General features: G+C 73.0%; 18 protein-coding genes, 1 pseudogene and 1 riboswitch. Of the genes and pseudogenes, 7 read left to right on the top strand and 12 right to left on the bottom strand.

The genetic code is table 11. The annotated features are described in order from the left end of the window. Positions 1-9 precede the first annotated feature (9 nt). A complete protein-coding gene (locus tag ACFV04_RS08210) occupies positions 10-171 on the bottom strand; it encodes a hypothetical protein (protein ID WP_360257252.1) in 162 nt (53 codons plus the stop codon). Positions 172-504: 333 nt separating this feature from the next. On the opposite strand from ACFV04_RS08210, the gene ACFV04_RS08205 reads away from it, so the two are divergent. Then, positions 505-2,568 (top strand): HelD family protein, encoded by a 2,064-nt coding sequence (locus tag ACFV04_RS08205; RefSeq protein WP_380527636.1) that lies wholly within the window; start codon positions 505-507, stop codon positions 2,566-2,568. A gap of 49 nt (positions 2,569-2,617) precedes the next feature. Here the strand turns inward: ACFV04_RS08205 and ACFV04_RS08200 are convergent, their stop codons facing one another. The 3 genes from ACFV04_RS08200 to ACFV04_RS08190 all read right to left on the bottom strand — a co-directional run bounded on the left by ACFV04_RS08200 (position 2,618) and on the right by ACFV04_RS08190 (position 4,763). Then, a complete protein-coding gene (locus tag ACFV04_RS08200; RefSeq protein ID WP_380347318.1) occupies positions 2,618-3,304 on the bottom strand; it encodes a copper homeostasis protein CutC in 687 nt (228 codons plus the stop codon). Positions 3,305-3,426: 122 nt separating this feature from the next. Then, a complete protein-coding gene (locus ACFV04_RS08195) occupies positions 3,427-4,383 on the bottom strand; it encodes a hypothetical protein (RefSeq protein WP_380527634.1) in 957 nt (318 codons plus the stop codon). Next, positions 4,380-4,763 (bottom strand): PadR family transcriptional regulator, encoded by a 384-nt coding sequence (locus tag ACFV04_RS08190; RefSeq protein ID WP_380347320.1) that lies wholly within the window; start codon positions 4,761-4,763, stop codon positions 4,380-4,382. The genes ACFV04_RS08195 and ACFV04_RS08190 overlap by 4 nt, the downstream gene beginning before the upstream one ends. A 55-nt stretch (positions 4,764-4,818) precedes the next feature. Here ACFV04_RS08190 and ACFV04_RS08185 point away from each other — a divergent pair, with 55 nt between their 5' ends. Beyond that, positions 4,819-5,478: a hypothetical protein gene (locus ACFV04_RS08185; RefSeq protein ID WP_380527632.1), complete on the top strand. Its 660-nt coding sequence runs from the start codon at positions 4,819-4,821 to the stop codon at positions 5,476-5,478. On the opposite strand, the gene ACFV04_RS08180 is transcribed toward ACFV04_RS08185, so the two are convergent. The 5 genes from ACFV04_RS08180 to thrC form a co-directional block, all read right to left on the bottom strand. Then, positions 5,475-5,831 carry a hypothetical protein gene (locus ACFV04_RS08180; RefSeq protein WP_380347322.1) on the bottom strand — a complete coding sequence of 119 codons (357 nt, stop codon included), beginning with the start codon at positions 5,829-5,831 and terminating at the stop codon, positions 5,475-5,477. The two genes, ACFV04_RS08185 and ACFV04_RS08180, sit on opposite strands and share 4 nt — an antisense overlap. Before the next feature lie 110 nt (positions 5,832-5,941). Beyond that, a complete protein-coding gene (gene groL / locus ACFV04_RS08175) occupies positions 5,942-7,564 on the bottom strand; it encodes a chaperonin GroEL (protein ID WP_360257269.1) in 1,623 nt (540 codons plus the stop codon). A 373-nt stretch (positions 7,565-7,937) separates the two neighbouring features. After that, positions 7,938-8,141: a cold-shock protein gene (locus ACFV04_RS08170; protein ID WP_030289665.1), complete on the bottom strand. Its 204-nt coding sequence runs from the start codon at positions 8,139-8,141 to the stop codon at positions 7,938-7,940. Between the two features lie 540 nt (positions 8,142-8,681). After that, complete coding sequence (locus tag ACFV04_RS08165) at positions 8,682-8,960, bottom strand: MoaD/ThiS family protein (protein ID WP_360257271.1); 279 nt, start codon at positions 8,958-8,960, stop codon at positions 8,682-8,684. A 67-nt stretch (positions 8,961-9,027) separates the two neighbouring features. Then, positions 9,028-10,335, bottom strand: a complete 1,308-nt coding sequence (gene thrC / locus ACFV04_RS08160) for a threonine synthase (RefSeq protein WP_380347324.1) — start codon at positions 10,333-10,335, stop codon at positions 9,028-9,030. A gap of 16 nt (positions 10,336-10,351) precedes the next feature. Continuing rightward, positions 10,352-10,488, bottom strand: a riboswitch (SAM riboswitch). A gap of 171 nt (positions 10,489-10,659) precedes the next feature. Between thrC and ACFV04_RS08155 the strand changes: the two genes are divergently transcribed. Both ACFV04_RS08155 and ACFV04_RS08150 read left to right on the top strand, forming a co-directional pair. Further along, positions 10,660-11,667, top strand: coding sequence for a glucosyl-3-phosphoglycerate synthase (locus tag ACFV04_RS08155; protein WP_380347331.1), 1,008 nt, complete (start codon positions 10,660-10,662; stop codon positions 11,665-11,667). Positions 11,668-11,705: 38 nt separating this feature from the next. Beyond that, positions 11,706-13,172 (top strand): trehalose-6-phosphate synthase, encoded by a 1,467-nt coding sequence (locus ACFV04_RS08150; protein WP_380347325.1) that lies wholly within the window; start codon positions 11,706-11,708, stop codon positions 13,170-13,172. On the opposite strand, the gene otsB is transcribed toward ACFV04_RS08150, so the two are convergent. Together otsB and ACFV04_RS08140 are read right to left on the bottom strand one after the other, a co-directional pair. Further along, the gene (gene otsB, locus ACFV04_RS08145) at positions 13,159-13,998 is read right to left on the bottom strand and encodes a trehalose-phosphatase (RefSeq protein ID WP_380527629.1); all 840 of its coding nucleotides are present in this window, start codon (positions 13,996-13,998) and stop codon (positions 13,159-13,161) included. The two genes, ACFV04_RS08150 and otsB, sit on opposite strands and share 14 nt — an antisense overlap. A gap of 54 nt (positions 13,999-14,052) precedes the next feature. Then, positions 14,053-14,280, bottom strand: coding sequence for a DUF3263 domain-containing protein (locus tag ACFV04_RS08140; protein WP_350630003.1), 228 nt, complete (start codon positions 14,278-14,280; stop codon positions 14,053-14,055). Positions 14,281-14,382: 102 nt separating this feature from the next. Between ACFV04_RS08140 and ACFV04_RS08135 the strand changes: the two genes are divergently transcribed. Next, positions 14,383-14,733 (top strand): cupin domain-containing protein, encoded by a 351-nt coding sequence (locus ACFV04_RS08135; protein WP_360257281.1) that lies wholly within the window; start codon positions 14,383-14,385, stop codon positions 14,731-14,733. Between the two features lie 120 nt (positions 14,734-14,853). Here the strand turns inward: ACFV04_RS08135 and ACFV04_RS08130 are convergent, their stop codons facing one another. Continuing rightward, on the bottom strand, positions 14,854-16,092 hold the full coding sequence (locus ACFV04_RS08130) for an extracellular solute-binding protein (protein ID WP_380347327.1): 1,239 nt from the start codon (positions 16,090-16,092) through the stop codon (positions 14,854-14,856). Positions 16,093-16,471: 379 nt separating this feature from the next. On the opposite strand from ACFV04_RS08130, the gene ACFV04_RS08125 reads away from it, so the two are divergent. Then, entirely contained in the window at positions 16,472-17,419 is a 948-nt protein-coding gene (locus ACFV04_RS08125) for an ROK family protein (RefSeq protein WP_380347328.1), read from the top strand. After that, positions 17,416-17,679 (top strand): annotated as a pseudogene (locus ACFV04_RS08120) (N-acetylglucosamine-6-phosphate deacetylase); the annotation flags it as partial. The gene ACFV04_RS08125 and the pseudogene ACFV04_RS08120, both read left to right, overlap by 4 nt.

Below are 17,679 nucleotides of genomic sequence, written 5' to 3'. Positions count from 1 at the left end.
GGGGAACGCTCAGTAGCGGACACCGTCGCGCCCGAGGAAGATCACGCGCGCGGCGGTGTCCAGGGCGATGCCGACGTTGCGGACGGCGGTGCTCAGCCGGTTGTGGTGGCGCCCGGCGGCGGCGGTGGCGCCGGCCGGACCGGTCCGGGGGTTTCTGTTCTGGGTGCTCATGTCTTCAACGGTAGGCACCCGACCGGCCGCCGGCATCACTCCAAAGGCCGTATCCGCCGCGGCGGGGCTCGTCCTCAGGATGTACGGCGCCCCCGGGGATCCCGGAGGGCGAACCCCGAGGCCGCCCGCCCCCGACCCTGACCTGCGGAGCTGGAACACCGGGCCCGACAGGTCTAAGATCGTCCGTCTGCCCCCTCCCGAACCGTGGTACCTGCTGAAGTCCCGCAGGCAGCCGGGGGAGGCGCCGACCGTACGGCAACCGGTCGGCCGTACCCCACCGTGAGCTCCATCGATCCGCTGCGCCCGCCACCGGGACAGCCGGAAAGGTTCGCTGTGCCCGCCACCCCCACCACCACCGACCCCCTCCAGCGCGAACGCGACCACCTGGCCTCGTCCCGGGCCGCGCTGCGAGCGATGCGCGAGGACGTCGAGTCGCTCGACCTGCGCGACGTGACCGGCACCTGGGTCTCCGCCGCCGTCCTCCACAACCAGATCGAGGCGAGGATCGCCGCCCTGGCCGACCTCTCCCACACCCCGCTGTTCTTCGGCCGCCTGGACTACCTGCACCCGATCAGCGAGGAGCTCTCCGAGGGCGGGGGCGGGGAGAACTTCTACATCGGCCGTCGGCACGTCCACGACGCCGACGGCGACCCGATGGTGATCGACTGGCGGGCGCCGGTCTCCCAGCCGTTCTACCGGGCCAGCCGCACCGAACCGATGGACGTCGAGCGGCGGCGCCGCTTCGGCTACACCGGCGGCGAACTCACCGCCTACGAGGACGAGCACCTCACCGACCCGGCCGAGACCGACACCTCCTCCGCCCTGCTCGCCGCCGAGATCGAGAAGCCCCGCGTCGGCCCGATGCGCGACATCGTGGCCACCATCCAGCCCGAGCAGGACGAGATCGTCCGCTCCGACATCACGGGCACCATCTGCGTCCAGGGCGCGCCGGGTACCGGGAAGACCGCCGTCGGCCTGCACCGCGTCGCGTACCTGCTGTACGCGCACCGCGAACGCCTGGCCCGGACCGGCACCCTGGTGATCGGGCCGAACAACGCCTTCCTGTCCTACATCGAGCAGGTGCTGCCCGCCCTCGGCGAGCTGGACGTCGCCCAGGCGACCGTGCAGCAGCTGGTCGGGCACGTCGAGGTCCGGGGCGAGGACGGCCCGGAGTCGGCCCGGCTGAAGGGCGACGCCCGGATGGCCGAGGTGCTGCGCCGGGCCGTGCGGGCGGGCATCGCGCTGCCCACCGAGCCCTGCGTGGTGGTCCGCGGCTCCCGCCGCTGGCGCGTCCCGGTGTACGAACTCGTCGAGATCATCGAGGAGTTGAAGGCCCGTGAGGTCCGCTACGGCGCCGCCAGGGACGCCCTGCCGCAGCGCATCGCGCACGCCGTGCTGCTGAAGATGGAGCAGGGCGGCGAGGCCCCGGACGACCGGGTGCAGGACGCGGTGGCCCGCAACACCGCGGTCAAGGCGGTGGTCAAGGAGTGCTGGCCCGCCGTCGACCCGGCGAAGCTGGTGCTGCGGCTGCTCTCCGACCCGGAGTTCCTGGCCGCCTGCGCCGAGGGCGTGCTGACGCCCGAGGAGCAGCAGGCGGTGCTGTGGCCCAAGCCCGGCCGCTCGGTGAAGACCGCCCGCTGGACGCAGGCCGACGCCGTCCTGGTGGACGAGGCGAACGACCTGGTGCAGCGCACGCCCTCGCTCGGCCACGTGGTGCTGGACGAGGCGCAGGACCTCTCCCCGATGCAGTACCGCGCGGTCGGCCGCCGCTGCACCACCGGCTCGGCGACCGTCCTCGGCGACCTCGCCCAGGGCACCACCCCGTGGGCGACCGCGAGCTGGCCGGACGCCCTGCACCACCTGGGCAAGCCGGAGGCGCACGTCGAGGAGCTGACCAAGGGCTTCCGGGTGCCGGAGGAGGTCATCGCGTACGCCTCCCGGCTGCTCCCGGCGATCGCTCCGGGCCTGGCCCCGGCCACCTCGGTCCGCGACACTCCCGGTTCGCTGACCATCCGCCGGATCGCCGAAGGGGAGCCGGCCGACGCGGTCGAGGCGGTCGTCGCCGCCTGCCGGGAGGCACTGGAGCACGAGGGCTCGACCGGCCTGATCGCCGCCGACGCCCGGATCCCGGTGTTCGCCGAGGCACTGGCCGCGGCGGGCCTGCCGCACCTCGCCCCCGGCACCGAGACCAGCGCCGAGGCCCGGCTGACCCTCGTCCCGGCCTCGCTGGCCAAGGGCCTGGAGTACGACTACGTGGTGCTGGACGAGCCGGCCGCGGTGATCGCCGGCGAGCCGGACGAGCGGACCGGACTGCGGCGGCTGTACGTGGCGCTGACCCGCGCCGTCTCCGGGCTGACCGTGCTGCACAGCGAGCCGCTGCCCGAGCGGTTGCGCTGACGACGACGGGCCGGTCCCGCGCCGCGGGACCGGCCCCACCGGTGGGCGCTCAGGCGTCGATCGAAGCCCGCCACTCGGCGACCTTGGCCGGATCCACCGGCGAGCGCCAGCCGTCGGCCCGCACCGCGCCGCCGACGTGGAAAGCGTCGAAGCCCTCCGCCCGGAGCTCCTTCAGGTGTTCGGCCCGCAGGCCGCCGCCGATCAGGATCCGCTGCCGGTACCCGGGCTCGCCGGCCCGGGCCAGTTCGCCCGACAGCACGGCGCGTCCGGCGTCCACCCCGGCGGCCGAGCCCGAGGTGAGGAAGGTGTCCAGCCCGGGCAGTGCGCCGACGGCGGCCCGCAGGGCGGCCCGGTCGGCGCTGTGGTCGATCGCCCGGTGGAAGGTCCAGCGGCAGCCGGCCACCGCCTCGGCGACGGCCGCGGTGGCGGCGAGGTCGACGGCGCCCGTGGCGTCGAGGAAGCCGAGGACGAACTCCTCGGCGCCCTCGGCCCGCAACGCGGCGGCCCGGGCGCACAGTTCGTCCAGGTCGCCGGGGGTGAAGCCGTCCCGGACCCGGAGCATGACGCGCAGCGGGATGCCGACGGCGGCCCGGATCCGGGCGAAGTCCTCGACGGACGGGGTGAGTCCGTCGGCGGCCATGTCCGTGACCAGTTCGAGCCGGTCGGCGCCACCCGATTCGGCGGCCTGGGCGTCCTGGGGCGTCAGCGCGATGACTTCGAAAATTGGTCTAGACATATCAGTAGGTTGCCACATGCCGCCGGCCCCGGCGAGACCGCACCCCGATCCGGCCGTACCGGGTCGGCGTCCCCGCCGCGCCGGCCCCGGGCAACCCCCGCCGTCCGTGCCGACAACCCCCGTCAGGCCGGACCGTGGGCCGCCGCGACGGCCGGCCGCCGGCCGGACCGGTGCACCGCCAACGCCACCAGCACCAGCAGTCCCAGCGCCGGCACCACCACCGGGAGCAGGTTCGAGACCCCGTGGGCCTCACGCCAGATGTTGAACAGGCACCCCGGCCCGGTCACCACCAGCACCGTCACCCCCACGGCCGTCGGCACCGTCCGGCCGCGCAGCCCGGCGAAGGTCAGCAGCAGCGGCGCGACGAGCATCACCACCACCCACCCCCGGTCCAGCGGGAAGGTGGTGTCGTCCCAGTTCTGGGCCGCCTCCAGCAGTCCGCCCGCCACCGCCGCGGCCAGCACCAGCCCGGCCGTCCGCCCGGTCGGCCGGGGCAGCAGGTCGGTCGGCGCGGCGACCAGCAGCAGCGCGGCCGCCACGAAGGGCAGCGAGGCCATCCCGACGTATCCGACCCACCACAGGTCGAAGTGCGAGGTGAGCACGGCTTCGCCCAGCTGGCGCAGCCCGATGACGCCCAGGACCAGCGCGGTGGCCCGCACCGCCGTCCAGCGCCCCAGCAGGGCCGCCACCGCGAGCAGCAGCGCGGCCACCGGCGGGGCGAACGCCCGGACCTGGTTCCCCAACGAGTCGTCCCAGGCGAGCCAGCTGGTGGTCCGGTCCACGGTGGCCAGCCAGGGCACCATCGTGGCGCCGACCACCGCGCCGGCGATCATCGGCGCGGCCAGGGCGAGCAGCCGGCCGGCCGCCGAGGCGCCGGTCAGCCCGAGCCGCACCCGCAGCCCGTACACGGCCAGGCCGAGCACCTCCCGGGCGACCGCCGCGCGACCGCCCTCCGCCGTCGTGTCGGCGAACACCTCGGTCAGCTCCTCGCCGCGCTCCCGGCGGTACTGCGCCGGGTAGAGCTGCAGCGCGGCCCGCAGCACCACCGAGGGCGCGGCACCGATCACCGGCATGGTCATGAGAGTCCTCCTCCCGACGCGGGCCGCCCCTGCGACCCGGCACTCCCCGGCAGCATCGCCCGGATCCTCGCCAGCCGGCGCTCGGCCTCGGTGGCGACCGCCCGCAGGCGCCCGGCCTCCGCGGCCAGCGCCTCCCGCCCGGCGCCGGTCAGCGCGTAGGTGCGCCGGGCGCGACCGTCCACCACCTCCTCGGCGGCGACCTCGATCAGGCCCTGGCCCAGCAGCCGGTCGAGGGCGCCGTAGAGGGTGCCGGTGCGCATCTTGACCCGGCCGTCGGAGATCGCGGCGATCTCCTGGATGAGCGCGTAGCCGTGCCTCGGGGCATCGGCCAGCGCGGTGAGCAGAAGCAGCGTCGGCTCCTGCATGGAGCGTTCAGTCATACGTCTACATATATCGCCGACCGGCACATCCCGTCCACCGGAACGACCCGCCACAATGGCCCGCATGCCGACGCACACGCCCACCACCGAGACCGACCTGCTCACCGCCTGGACCGCCCTGCTGCACCGCTGCGGCGCCGCCGACGACCCCGGGCCGTACGGCCGGGAACTGCTGCGCCGCTGGTCGGAACCCCAGCGCCGCTACCACACCCCCGAGCACCTGAGCGCGGTCCTGCGGCACGTCGACGACCTCGCCGGGCACGCCTGCGACCCGGACACCGTCCGCCTCGCAGCCTGGTTCCACGACGCCGTCTACCGCCCCGACCGCACCGAGAACGAGGAGCGCAGCGCCGCCCTGGCCGTCCGCGCGCTCACCGCCGCCGGCCTGCCCGCCGCCCGGGTCGCCGAGGTCGAGCGACTGGTCCTGCTCACCGTCGGCCACGACCCGGCCCCCGGCGACCACGACGGCGAGGTGCTCTGCGACGCGGACCTCGCCGTCCTCGGCGGCACCCCCGAGGCGTACGCGGCGTACGCGGCCGCCGTCCGGGAGGAGTACGGCTTCGTCCCGGAGCCGGACTTCCGCGCCGGCCGCGCCGCCGTCCTGCGCGGGCTCCTGGCCCTGCCCGCGCTCTACCGCACCCCCGCCGCCCACGAGCGCTTCACGGACGCCGCCCGCGCCAACCTGACGGCCGAACTCCAGCGGCTGGAGGACTAGGGCAGCTTCCCGACCGGCGCCACCACCGCGCCCTGCTTGCCGCACACCCAGTGCGGATCGGGCCCCAGCTCCGGCTCCACGCCCAGCGCGTGCGGGTCCCCGTCGGCCGCGCACTCGCTGCACAGCGGCCAGCGCCCGTACGCCTCCAGCAGCGCGTCCTGGACGTCCTGGGCGACCAGTCCGAGCACGTACTCGGTGCCGTCCGGCCACTGCTCCAGCCACCAGCGGCGGTGCGTCACGGCCTGCTCCACCAGCGAGACGACGGCGGCGTCCGCCACGTCCCGCGCGGTGAGGTCGGCCAGGATCAGTGCCCGCGCGTTGTGCAGGGCGGTCTCGATGTCGTCAGCAGCCATCCGTCCATTCTCCGTCGACCCGTCGCAACGCCGAAACGCCGCGTGGGCGGCCCCCGAAGGGAACCGCCCACGCGGACGAGGTACCACCGATCCGATCGGAACGATCAGGATCAGAAGTCCATGTCACCGCCCGGCATGCCGCCGCCGGCGGCCGCAGCGGCCTTCTCCGGCTTGTCGGCGATGACGGCCTCGGTGGTGAGGAACAGCGCCGCGATGGAGGCGGCGTTCTGCAGCGCGGAGCGGGTGACCTTGGCCGGGTCGATGATGCCCACGGCGACCAGGTCGACGTACTCGTTGGTGGCGGCGTTCAGGCCGTGACCGGCGGGGAGGTTGCGAACCTTCTCCACCACGACGCCACCCTCCAGGCCGGCGTTGGTCGCGATCTGCTTGATCGGGGCCTCCAGCGCGACCTTGACGATGTTGGCACCGGTGGCCTCGTCGCCCTCCAGCTCCAGCTTGTCGAAGGCGACACCGGCCTGCAGCAGGGCGACGCCACCACCGGCGACGATGCCCTCCTCGACGGCGGCCTTGGCGTTGCGGACGGCGTCCTCGATGCGGTGCTTGCGCTCCTTGAGCTCCACCTCGGTGGCCGCGCCGGCCTTGATGACGGCCACGCCGCCGGCCAGCTTGGCGAGGCGCTCCTGGAGCTTCTCGCGGTCGTAGTCCGAGTCGCTGTTCTCGATCTCGGCGCGGATCTGGTTCACGCGGCCGGCGACCTGGTCGCTCTCGCCGCCACCGTCGACGATGGTGGTCTCGTCCTTGGTGATGACCACCTTGCGGGCGGTGCCCAGCAGGTCGATGCCGGCGTTCTCCAGCTTGAGGCCGACCTCCTCGGAGATGACCGTGCCACCGGTGAGGATGGCGATGTCGCCGAGCATGGCCTTGCGGCGGTCGCCGAAGCCCGGGGCCTTGACGGCGACGGACTTGAAGGTGCCGCGGATCTTGTTCACGACCAGGGTCGACAGGGCCTCGCCCTCGACGTCCTCGGCGATGATGACGAGCGGCTTGCCGCTCTGCATGACCTTCTCCAGCAGCGGCAGGAGGTCCTTGACCGAGCCGATCTTGGAGTTGGCGATGAGGATGTAGGGGTCCTCGAAGGTCGCCTCCATCCGCTCCAGGTCGGTGGCGAAGTAGGCCGAGATGTAGCCCTTGTCGAAGCGCATGCCCTCGGTGAGCTCGAGCTCCAGACCGAAGGTGTTGCTCTCCTCGACGGTGATGACGCCTTCCTTGCCGACCTTGTCCATGGCCTCGGCGATGAGCTCGCCGATCTGGGTGTCAGCGGCGGAGATGGAGGCGGTGGAGGCGATCTGCTCCTTGGTCTCCACGTCCTTGGCCTGGGCCAGCAGCTGGTCCGAGACGGCGGCGACGGCCTTCTCGATGCCGCGCTTCAGGGCCATCGGGTTGGCGCCGGCGGCGACGTTGCGCAGACCCTCGCGAACCAGGGCCTGGGCGAGCACGGTGGCGGTGGTGGTGCCGTCACCCGCGACGTCGTCCGTCTTCTTGGCGACCTCCTTGACGAGCTCCGCGCCGATCTTCTCGTACGGGTCCTCGAGCTCGATCTCCTTGGCGATGGAGACACCGTCGTTGGTGATCGTGGGGGCGCCCCACTTCTTCTCCAGCACGACGTTGCGGCCCTTGGGGCCGAGCGTGACCTTCACCGCGTCGGCGAGCTGGTTCATGCCACGCTCAAGGCCGCGGCGAGCTTCCTCATCAAAGGCGATGATCTTGGCCATCAGAAGTGGTCCTCCGGGACACGGTCGACTGCTCGGACCAAGGGGTGCCCGCGACGGACGGCCCTGGTGTGCGGGGGTCTTTTCCCCTACCGCTCCCGGGGGCCTCACCGACCCGGTCCGCTGTCACTCTCACGCTGTGAGTGCTAACGCCAATGATTAGCACTCCGGGTGGTCGAGTGCAAGCCCCGCCGCCGACCCGCGAGCCGCCGCGGAGCCCGCCCCGGGGCCGTCCGGGAACGGCCGGAAACGCCGGGAACACGCCGGGAACACCCGGGAACGCCGACGGGCCCGCACGACGCGTGTCGTGCGGGCCCGTCGAGAAGCGAGTGGTCACCAGCCCTGGGCCGGGCCGAGCTCCTGGAGTCGGAAGGGGTCAGACCGCCGCGCGAACCATGTCCGCCTGCGGGCCCTTCTGTCCCTGGGAAATCTCGAACTCGACCCGCTGGCCCTCCTCGAGGGTGCGGTAGCCGTCCATCTGGATCGCGCTGTAGTGGACGAAGACGTCCGCACCACCGTCGACCGCGATGAAGCCGTAGCCCTTCTCCGCGTTGAACCACTTGACGGTGCCCTGAGCCATTCCGAACTCCCCTAGTGCTGTGCTGGCCCTTCACGTGCCCGCAGGTCGCGGGCCCGGGTTGGTTTGAAGGCCGGCCCGGGGAACCCCCCCTGGGCGCAGCCGTGCACGCCGCAGCCCTCCGCGCGGGGCGCCGAACGGCGTCCGGTGAGCGGGTGACTGCGTCGACCGCCGCTGAATGTATCCGGACCGACGCCCTCTGCAACAGGGTCAACCGCCGGTAATTCCACTGCCCGATCAAGGGACAGGACGGGCCGAATCGGAAAAATATCGGCATTTCACGCCGGACATAGCGGACGAATTACCCAAATCCCCGCGGTAATTCTGACATCGGCCTGACATGATTGCCGGGCCGGTCTCACCGGCCGGACGCGCCCGGGCGGAACGGCGCGGGCGGTCGAGAGGGAACCCCTGTTCCCAACCGAGCGACACTCTACTCCGACTCGACTCGGAAAGATTCCAGCCGGAATGCAACCGGCCACCCGTGCGCACGGAGAACGGAATTCCGTACGCACGGGTGGCCGAATGGCGGGGATTCGCGGCTCAGCAGCCGCCGGCCACCGCCGGAATGATCGAGACGCCGGCGCCGTCCTTGATCTCGGTCGCCAGGCCCTCGGCGAAGCGCACGTCGTCGTCGTTCACGTAGACGTTGACGAAGCGGCGCAGCTTGCCGGTGTCGTCCAGCAGGCGGGCGGCGATGCCCGCGTGGTTCTTCTCCAGGTCGGCGATGACCTCGGCCAGGGTCGCGCCCTCGGCGGTCACCTCGGCGGCGCCGCCGGTGTAGGTGCGCAGGATGGTGGGGATGCGGACGTTGGCGCTCATGGCTCTCCTAGCGGGGTGGGGCCTTGCGGGGCGGGCCCCCGGGTGGCGGGGCCGGGACGGGGGAGGTTCAGGCGGACACGAGGCCGGCGGCGCGGAAGGAGTCCAGCGTCGGGCGGATGACGGCGGTCATCCCGGCGTCGGAGACGGCGTCCAGGGTCTTCAGGCCGTCGCCGGTGTTGATCGCGACGGTCTCCTTGGCCGGATCCAGCTGCCCGGTCTCGACCAGCTTCTTCAGCACGCCGACGGTCACCCCGCCCGCGGTCTCGGCGAAGATGCCCTCCGTCCGCGCCAGCAGCCGGATCGCCGCCACGACCTCGGCGTCCGTGACGTCCTCGACCGCGCCGCCCGTGCGGCGGGCGATGTCCAGCACGTACGGGCCGTCGGCCGGGTTGCCGATCGCCAGCGACTTGGCGATGGTGTCCGGCTTGACCGGCCGGATCACGTCCCGGCCGGCCTTGAAGGCCGCCGACACCGGCGAGCAGCCCTCCGCCTGGGCGCCGAAGACCCGGTACGGCCGGTCCTCGACCAGTCCGAGCTTGATCAGCTCCTGCAGCCCCTTGTCGATCTTCGTCAACTGCGAGCCCGAGGCGATCGGGATCACGATCTGCTCCGGCAGCCGCCAGCCGAGCTGCTCGCAGATCTCGTACGCCAGCGTCTTGGAACCCTCGCCGTAGTACGGCCGCAGGTTGACGTTGACGAAGCCCCAGCCCTCCCCCGCCGGGTCGCCGATCAGCTCCGAGCAGAAGCGGTTCACGTCGTCGTAGTTGCCCTCGATGCCGATCAGCTCGCCGCCGTACACCCCGGCCATGACGACCTTGCCCTGCTCCAGGTCGTGCGGGATGAACACGCAGGACCGGAACCCCGCCCGGGCGGCCGCCGCGCCCACCGCGCCGGCCAGGTTGCCGGTGGAGGAGCAGGACAGCGTGGTGTAGCCGAACGCCCGCGCCGCCTCGATGGCGCACGCCACCACGCGGTCCTTGAACGAGTGCGTCGGGTTCCCGGAGTCGTCCTTGATGTGCAGCTGGGCGGTGAAGCCGAGCTCCCGGCCCAGGTTGTCCGCCTTCACCAGCGGGGTCCAGCCCGGGTTCAGGTTCGGCTTGGACGCCACGTCGGCCGGCACCGGCAGCAGCGGCGCGTAGCGCCAGACGGACGTCGGACCGGCCTCGATCCGCTTGCGCAGCTCCTCCGCGCCCTCGCTGCCGAACTCGTAGGCGATCTCCAGCGGGCCGAAGCACTCCAGGCACGCGAAGCTGGGACCGAGCGGGAAGCGGGTGCCGCACTCGCGACAGGACAGCGCGGCGGCCGGGCCGAGGTCCACGGGTCGGGGTCCCCCCGGCCGAAGGCTGGGGGAGGGTGCGACAGTGTCGATAGCCATGATGGCGAGGCCTCTCTCCTCATCTTCCCCGTAGCGCGGTCGCGCCACAGGCCGGAATTGGCACCTGTCCCGCCGGGGCCTGTATGACGACAGCCGCGCGAGAAGGTTGCCGGGACGTCAACGGGCCGTTCCCTCAGTCCCTCTGGATGAGCTTGTGAAATTGTGGTGGCGCTCAGCGGTGACCCCGGCGTGCAAAGGTCCGACCGCTGTACGAAGACTGTATCCGAAGGCGTCAATCCTGAACGGGACCGTCCGCCACGCGAGATGACCCGTCCCACCCGACCCGCCGAGGAGACTTCCGTGCCCGCCGAACCGACTCCCGCACTGCTCCCGCAGGCGGCGTCCTGGCTGCGCCGCCGCTCCTGGAGCGCCGCCGACCGGCCGGTCCGCACCCTCCTCGCGGCCAAGGAGCGCACCGGGCGCACGGTCAGCGTGGTCCTCCCCGCCCTGGACGAGGAGGCCACCGTCGGCGACATCGTCCGCACCGTCCGCCGCGAACTGATGGAACGCCTCCCGCTCGTCGACGAACTCGTCGTGGTCGACTCCGGCTCCGTCGACGCCACCGCCGCCGTCGCCGCCGAGGCCGGCGCCCGGGTGGAGCACCGCGACGCCATCCTGCCCCGACTGCCCGCCGCCCCCGGCAAGGGCGAGGTGCTCTGGCGGTCGCTGCTGGTCACCCGCGGCGACATCGTCTGCTTCGTGGACGCCGACCTGCGCGAGTTCGACCCGGCCTTCGTCTCCGGGATCGTCGGCCCCCTGCTGACCGACGAGTCCATCCACCTGGTCAAGGCCATGTACGACCGCCCGCTGGAGACGGAGTCCGGCGCCGTCGTCCCGGCCGGCGGCGGCCGCGTCACCGAACTCGTCGCCCGCCCCCTCCTCAACCTCCACTGGCCGGAGCTCGCCGGGTTCGTCCAGCCCCTCGGCGGCGAGTACGCGGCCCGCCGCTCACTGCTCGAACGGCTGCCCTTCCCGACCGGGTACGGCGTCGAACTCGGCCTGCTGGTAGACGCGTTGGAACTGGTCGGCCTGGACGCCCTGGCCCAGGTGGACGTCGGCGTCCGGCACCACCGCCACCAGGACGGCCAGGCCCTCGGCCGGATGGCCGCCACCATCTACCGCACCGCCCTCGAACGCCTCGACCGCGCCCACCGGCTCAAGGCCTCCGCCGACCTGGTCCACCCCCAGCTCACCCAGTTCACCCGCGACCCGGACCCCCGCCCCCGGACCCCGGCCGGGGACACCCCCATCTTCACCCCCCGCACCTACGAGATCACCGCCCTGGAACGCCCCCCGATGCACACCGTCCCCGAATACGCCACCCGGCACTGAGGGGTTTGCCACGCCGGAGCCCCGGCAACATCCCAACCATGGGCGATCTCACGACCGAACGTTCGAGTGCGACCGGCACCGCCCCCGTCCTGGTGGCCTCCAACCGGGGACCGGTGTCCTTCAGCACCGCCGACGACGGCACGCTGACCCTGCGGCGCGGCGGCGGGGGGCTGGTGTCCGGCCTCTCCGCGATCGACGACCCGAACGCCGTCTGGGTCTGCGCGGCCCTCAACGCCGCGGACCGCAGAGCCGCCGCGCAGGCCCCCGACGGCCGCCTCGACCTGGCCGGCCACGACGTCGGCGGGCAGGCCGTCCGGATGCTGGACATCGACCCCGAGACCTTCGCCCGCGCCTACAACGGCGTCGCCAACTCCACCCTCTGGTTCGTCCACCACCTGCTCTACGCGACCCCCACCGCGCCCGCCTTCGACGCCGGGTTCCGCACCGAGTGGGCCGCCTACCGGGCCTACAACGCGGCCTTCGCCGAGGCGCTGGCTGCCGAAGCCGCCCCGGACGCCGCGGTGCTCGTGCAGGACTACCACCTCTCCCTGGCCCCGGCCCTGCTCCGCGCCGCCCGTCCCGACCTGCGGATCGGCCACTTCTCGCACACCCCGTGGGCCCCGCCCGAGTACTACCGGATGCTGCCCGACGACGTCGGCCGTGACGTCCTCACCGGCATCCTGGGCGCCGACCGGGCCGGTTTCCTCACCGAACGCTGGGCCCGCGCCTTCGCCGCCTGCTGCGAGGACCTGCTCGGCGCCGCCGTCGACCACGAGGCGCTCACCGTCACCCACGACGGCCGCACCACCCGCCTGGGCGTGCACGCCCTCGGTGCCGACGCCGACTTCCTGCGCGAACGCTCCCGCCGGCCCGACGTGGACGAGCGCCTCGCCATCCTGCGCGAGGCCGTCGGCGACCGCCGCACCATCGTCCGGGTCGACCGCACCGAGCTGAGCAAGAACATCGTCCGCGGCCTCCAGGCCTACCGGCACCTGCTCCGCACCCGCCCCGAGTGGCACGACCGGGTGGTCCACATCGCGTTCGCCTACCCGTCCCGGACCGACCTGGCCGAGTACCGGGACTACACGGCGGCCGTCCGGCGCCTCGCGGGGGAGATCGACGCCGAGTTCGCCACCCCCACCTGGAAGCCGCTGATCCTGCACGTCGACGACGACTTCCCGCGTTCCCTGGCCGCCTACCGCCTGGCCGACGTGGCCCTGGTCAATCCCATCCGGGACGGCATGAACCTGGTGGCCAAGGAGGTCCCCGTGGTCTCCGACCGCGGCTGCGCCCTGGTCCTCTCCCGGGAGGCCGGCGCCTACGCGGAACTCGCCGACGACGCCCTGACGGTCAACCCGTACGACGTCATCGCCACCGCCGACGCGCTGCACACCGCCCTCACCATGCCCGAGGCGGAACGCGCCGACCGGACCAAGCGCCTCGCGGCGGCGGCCACCGCGCTCCCCCCGCAGCAGTGGTTCCTCGACCAGCTCAACGCGCTGTGAGCGCCTGACCCAGCGATTCCAGCAGTTCCACCACGCCGGCCGGGCCCGGGACCACCAGGTCCGCCCGGTCGGCGAGTTCGCGCACCGGTGCGTCCCCCACCGCCGCACTGCACACCAGCAGCCCGGCCATCCCCTCGCCCCGCAGCTTCTCCACCGCCGCGAAGGCCGCCACGTCCCCCAGGTCGTCCCCCGCGTACAGCACCGATCCGGCGGCCCGTTCCCGGAGGAAGCCGGTCAGCGCCGCCCCCTTGTCCACGCCCGGCGGCCGCAGTTCCAGCACCAGCCGGCCGGGTTCCACCACCAGTCCGTGCTCGGCCGCCAGCGCCCCGACCGGCGCCCGCAGCAGTTCCAGCGCCTCCTCGGGCGCCGCCGTCCGCCGGGTGTGCACGGCGACCGAACGGCCCTTGTCCTCCAGGCCGGTGCCCTCGGGCGCCCCGGACCGCGCCAGCACCCCGGGCAACGCCTCCCGCGCACCCGCCACCCCGGGGTGCACCTGAGGCGCCGTCAGCTCACCGTCCTCCCACCGCTCGGCGCCGTAGTGTCCCAGCACCACGACCCCGGGCACCCCGGCCAGTCCCCCGTACTCCACGGCCAGCGCCGCAGGCCGTCCCGTCACCACCACCACGGCCCGCACCTCGGGTGCCAGCACCCGCAGCGCGCCGGCCACCCCGGGGTGCGCGCGGGCCAGGCTCGGGTCGGCCACGATCGGTGCCAGGGTCCCGTCGAAGTCCAGGCCGATCACGGTGTCCCGGGGCGCCCGCAGGATCGCCCGCACCCCGTCCCGCCCGGCCTCGGTCCCCGGCACCCACGTCTCTTCGAATCCCATACCGAGGCCCTTACCCCCGGTCCCGGCGCGGAACGCCCGCGTCGAACGCCCGCGTCAGCGGGCCTCCCGCCGGGCGGCCCGCACCCGCCGCAGGCGGTTCACCAGCACCGGGGCGTGCGCCAGCGCCTCCTCCCGGTCCAGCAGCGCGTTCAGCAGCTGGTAGTACCGGGTCGAGGAAAGCCCCAGCTCCTCCCTGATCGCCCGCTCCTTGGCCCCCGCCGTCCGCCACTGCCGCCCCTCCAGCGCCAGCACCGCCCGATCCCGCTCGCTCAGCTCGCCCACCGCGCACACCTCCGCCCGCCACTACGGAGTGTCATTCTCCCGCGCGACCCCGACACACAGTGCTCGCCCCACCGCTTCGCCGGCCCGGCTAGCGTCATCCCCATGACCACGCCCAGCTTCGCCGTGCACATCCCCGCCGCCGACCTCGAACCCGACCCGCTCGACCCCGCGCAGATCGTCTCCGGCACGCCCGAGGTCACCGGCCGGGTCCTCTCCGAGTCCGCCGACGGCCGACAGCTGCGCGGCATCTGGCAGATCACCCCCGGCGTGGTCACGGACGTCGAGGCCGACGAGATGTTCGTGGTCCTCAGCGGCCGGGCCACCATCGAGGTCGAGGGCGGCTCGACCCTGGAGGTCGGTCCGGGCGACTGTGCGGTGCTGCGCGAGGGCGACCGCACCACCTGGACGGTCCACGAGACCCTCCGCAAGGCCTACGCGATCACGCTCCCCTGACCACGCTCCCCCTGATCACGCTCCCGCCGGACGCGTTCCCCGGAGCGCGTTCCCCCCGCGGACGCGGACGCGCAGGGGCCCGGCCCCGGAACCCCCGGGACCGGGCCCCACGGCCGGACGCTACTTGCGGACCCGCGTCGCCTCGTTCACCGCCGCGTCCTGCAGCCCCCCGAGCACCTGCTTCGGATCGCCCGTCACGGCCTGCCCGATCCCGGCCTTGATCCGATTGCTGACCTCGCCCCACGCCGGGTCCCCGAACGGGTAGAAGCTCGCGTTGGCCAGCCCGACCGCGAACTGCTTGAGGTCGGCGTGCTTCGGGTCCGTCGACATCCGGTCGAACGCGTCCTGGGTGACCGGCAGCAGGTTGTACCGCTCGTCGAACTTCAGCTGGTTGTCCCGGTTGTAGACGAACGACAGGAACTTCTTGATCTCGTTCTTGTGCCCGTTCGCCTTGAACGCCATCATCCAGTCCGCGACCCCGAGGCTCCCGGTCCGTCCGACGCCGTCCTTCTTCGGGATCGGCGCCGTCCCGAAGTCGATGTTTCCCGCGGTCGCCATCCGCAGCAGCGTCGGGTGCCCGTTGAGCATCGCGACCTTGCCGGCCGCGAAGTCCTGGAACACCGGGGTGCGGTTCATCTTCCCCGGGTCCGGGTACGTCAGCCCGGTCGCCACCAGGTTGCTCTTCAGCCAGCTGAAGGTGGCCTGGTTCTGGGCGCTGTCGATGGTGTAGTTGCCGACGTCGTCGGAGATGCTCCCGCCGCCGCTCAGCGTCCACAGCATGGACTCCGCCGGTGCCTCCTCCGGCCCGAGCGGGAGACCGTACGGGGTCACGCCCGGCACCTTGGCCCTGATCTTCTCCGCGTCCTGCTTCAGTTCGTTCCAGGTGGCGGGCGGCTGCGTGATCCCCGCCTGCCGGAACATCGCCTTGTTGTAGAAGAGCACCCGGGACGAGGACACGAACGGGATCCCGTACTGCGTCCCGAGCACCTGGCCGGCGTGCGCGAAGGTGTCCAGGAAGTTCGCCTGGGTATCCACCGAGAGGACGTCCGACGCCGGGTACAGCCGGCCCGCGGCGACCTGGTCCGCGAAGCCGCCGGTCTGCAGCAGGTCCGGGGACTTCCCGGCCGCGATCATGTCCTCGACCTTCTTGCCGATCTCGGTCCAGCCGTCCACCTCGACGCTGACCTTGATCCCGGGGTTGGCGGCCTCGAAGTCCCTGGCCACCGCGTCCCAGTAGTGCGCGGAGCCGGTCTCCTGGTTCTCCCCGTAGTCCGCGGCGACCAGCTTGAGGGTGACGGTCCCCTCGCCCTGCCCGCCGCACGCGCCGACCGCGGTGAGTGCCAGTGCTCCGGCCAGCACACGACCGAGCACACGGGTGGGAACGTGGACGCGCCTGTTCAACGCGGGTACCGCCTTAGGGGAAGAACTGCCGCCGGAACGAGGGACTCCGGCAGGGGGGAGGCGCCACACTGTCAAACCCGCCGACCACTGGTCCACACCACTGGGGCACCCCGCCGCAGTAGTTACCGAAGTGCCCGGGGTCGTTGCACGATGCGCAACCGCGCACGCCGGGATCGTCTCCGGGACAACCCCCGGACCACCCCGGGACACCCCCCGTACGCCCCACCCCAAAGCGCCGCACACCGCCGCAGCTGCGACAAAGCTCACCCTGTATGGACCAGACCAATCCGACAACTGGACTAGACCTCTTCTACCCACCCAAGGGAAACTGTCCTCCGTGAAGCACGTCATCGCACTCGATGTAGGCGGCACCGGCATGAAGGCCGCGCTGCTCGCCCAGGACGGCTCCGTGCTGTTCGAGGCACGCCGACCGACCGGGCGGGAGCACGGCACGGACGCCGTCGTGACCGCCATCCTCGACTTCGCCACCGACCTGGCGGACGAGGGCCGCCGCCGTTTCGGCGTCGCCCCGCTCGCGGCCGGCGTCGCCGTCCCGGGCACGATCGACGAGAAGAACGGGATCGCGGTCTTCTCCGCCAACCTCGGCTGGCGGGAACTGCCCCTGCGCAGGCTCCTCGGCGAGCGCCTGGCGGGCCCCGACGGCGTCGCGATGCCGGTGGCCCTCGGCCATGACGTGCGGTCGGGCGGCCTGGCCGAGGGCCGCCTCGGCGCCGGCCGGGGCGTCGACCGCTTCCTGTTCGTCGCCCTGGGCACCGGCATCGCCGGCGCCATCGGCATCGACGGCCGGATCGAGGCGGGCGCCCACGGCTACGGCGGGGAGATCGGCCACGTCGTGGTCCGCCCGGGCGGCCCGCAGTGCGGCTGCGGCGCCCGCGGCTGCCTGGAGACGCTGGCCTCCGCCTCCGCCGTCTCCCGTGCCTGGGCCGGGGCCAGCGGCGACCCCGACGCCGACGCGGCATCCTGCGCCGCCGCGGTGGACGCCGGGGACGACCGCGCCCTCGCGGTCTGGCAGCGCGCCGTCGACGCCCTCGCCGACGGCATCGTCCTCGCCCAGAGCCTGCTCGACCCGTCCACGGTGATCGTCGGCGGCGGGTTGGCCGAGGCCGGCGACACCCTCTTCACTCCGCTGCGCGCGGCCGTCACCGAGCGCCTGACCTTCCAGATGCCCCCCAAGGTCGTACCCGCCATGCTCAAAGACACCGCCGCGTCCCTGGGCGCCGGCCTGCTCGCCTGGGATCTGCTCACCATGGAGGTGACCGCGTGACCACCGCGGACCGTGACCGAACTGCCCTGGCCGGCGCCCGACTCGTGCTGCCCGGCGGTGTCGTGGAGGACCACCGCCTCGTCGTCGAGGGAGACCGGATCCGCGCCGTCACGAACGGCGCCGACGGCGGCGACCCCGAACCCGGTGACCTCGACCTCACCGGATACACCGTCGTCCCCGGCTTCGTCGACCTGCACGTCCACGGCGGCGGCGGCGCCTCCTACACCTCCGGCATCGCCGAGGAGGCCCTGCTCGCCGCC

It is taken from the genome of Kitasatospora sp. NPDC059599, assembly GCF_042735125.1.
In the GTDB taxonomy this organism is placed as follows: domain Bacteria; phylum Actinomycetota; class Actinomycetes; order Streptomycetales; family Streptomycetaceae; genus Kitasatospora.
Note: the sequence above shows the minus strand (reverse complement) of the source record. Positions and strands in the feature narration are given on the sequence as shown.

Excerpts from the sequence above, each read along its gene's own strand:
- ACFV04_RS08210 (WP_360257252.1), bottom strand. The coding sequence starts at position 171 with ATGAGCACCCAGAACAGAAACCCCCGGACCGGTCCGGCCGGCGCCACC.
- ACFV04_RS08200 (WP_380347318.1), bottom strand. The coding sequence starts at position 3,304 with ATGTCTAGACCAATTTTCGAAGTCATCGCGCTGACGCCCCAGGACGCC.
- ACFV04_RS08195 (WP_380527634.1), bottom strand. The coding sequence starts at position 4,383 with ATGACCATGCCGGTGATCGGTGCCGCGCCCTCGGTGGTGCTGCGGGCC.
- ACFV04_RS08190 (WP_380347320.1), bottom strand. The coding sequence starts at position 4,763 with ATGACTGAACGCTCCATGCAGGAGCCGACGCTGCTTCTGCTCACCGCG.
- ACFV04_RS08185 (WP_380527632.1), top strand. The coding sequence starts at position 4,819 with ATGGCCCGCATGCCGACGCACACGCCCACCACCGAGACCGACCTGCTC.
- ACFV04_RS08180 (WP_380347322.1), bottom strand. The coding sequence starts at position 5,831 with ATGGCTGCTGACGACATCGAGACCGCCCTGCACAACGCGCGGGCACTG.
- groL (WP_360257269.1), bottom strand. The coding sequence starts at position 7,564 with ATGGCCAAGATCATCGCCTTTGATGAGGAAGCTCGCCGCGGCCTTGAG.
- ACFV04_RS08170 (WP_030289665.1), bottom strand. The coding sequence starts at position 8,141 with ATGGCTCAGGGCACCGTCAAGTGGTTCAACGCGGAGAAGGGCTACGGC.
- ACFV04_RS08165 (WP_360257271.1), bottom strand. The coding sequence starts at position 8,960 with ATGAGCGCCAACGTCCGCATCCCCACCATCCTGCGCACCTACACCGGC.
- thrC (WP_380347324.1), bottom strand. The coding sequence starts at position 10,335 with ATGGCTATCGACACTGTCGCACCCTCCCCCAGCCTTCGGCCGGGGGGA.
- ACFV04_RS08150 (WP_380347325.1), top strand. The coding sequence starts at position 11,706 with ATGGGCGATCTCACGACCGAACGTTCGAGTGCGACCGGCACCGCCCCC.
- otsB (WP_380527629.1), bottom strand. The coding sequence starts at position 13,998 with ATGGGATTCGAAGAGACGTGGGTGCCGGGGACCGAGGCCGGGCGGGAC.
- ACFV04_RS08135 (WP_360257281.1), top strand. The coding sequence starts at position 14,383 with ATGACCACGCCCAGCTTCGCCGTGCACATCCCCGCCGCCGACCTCGAA.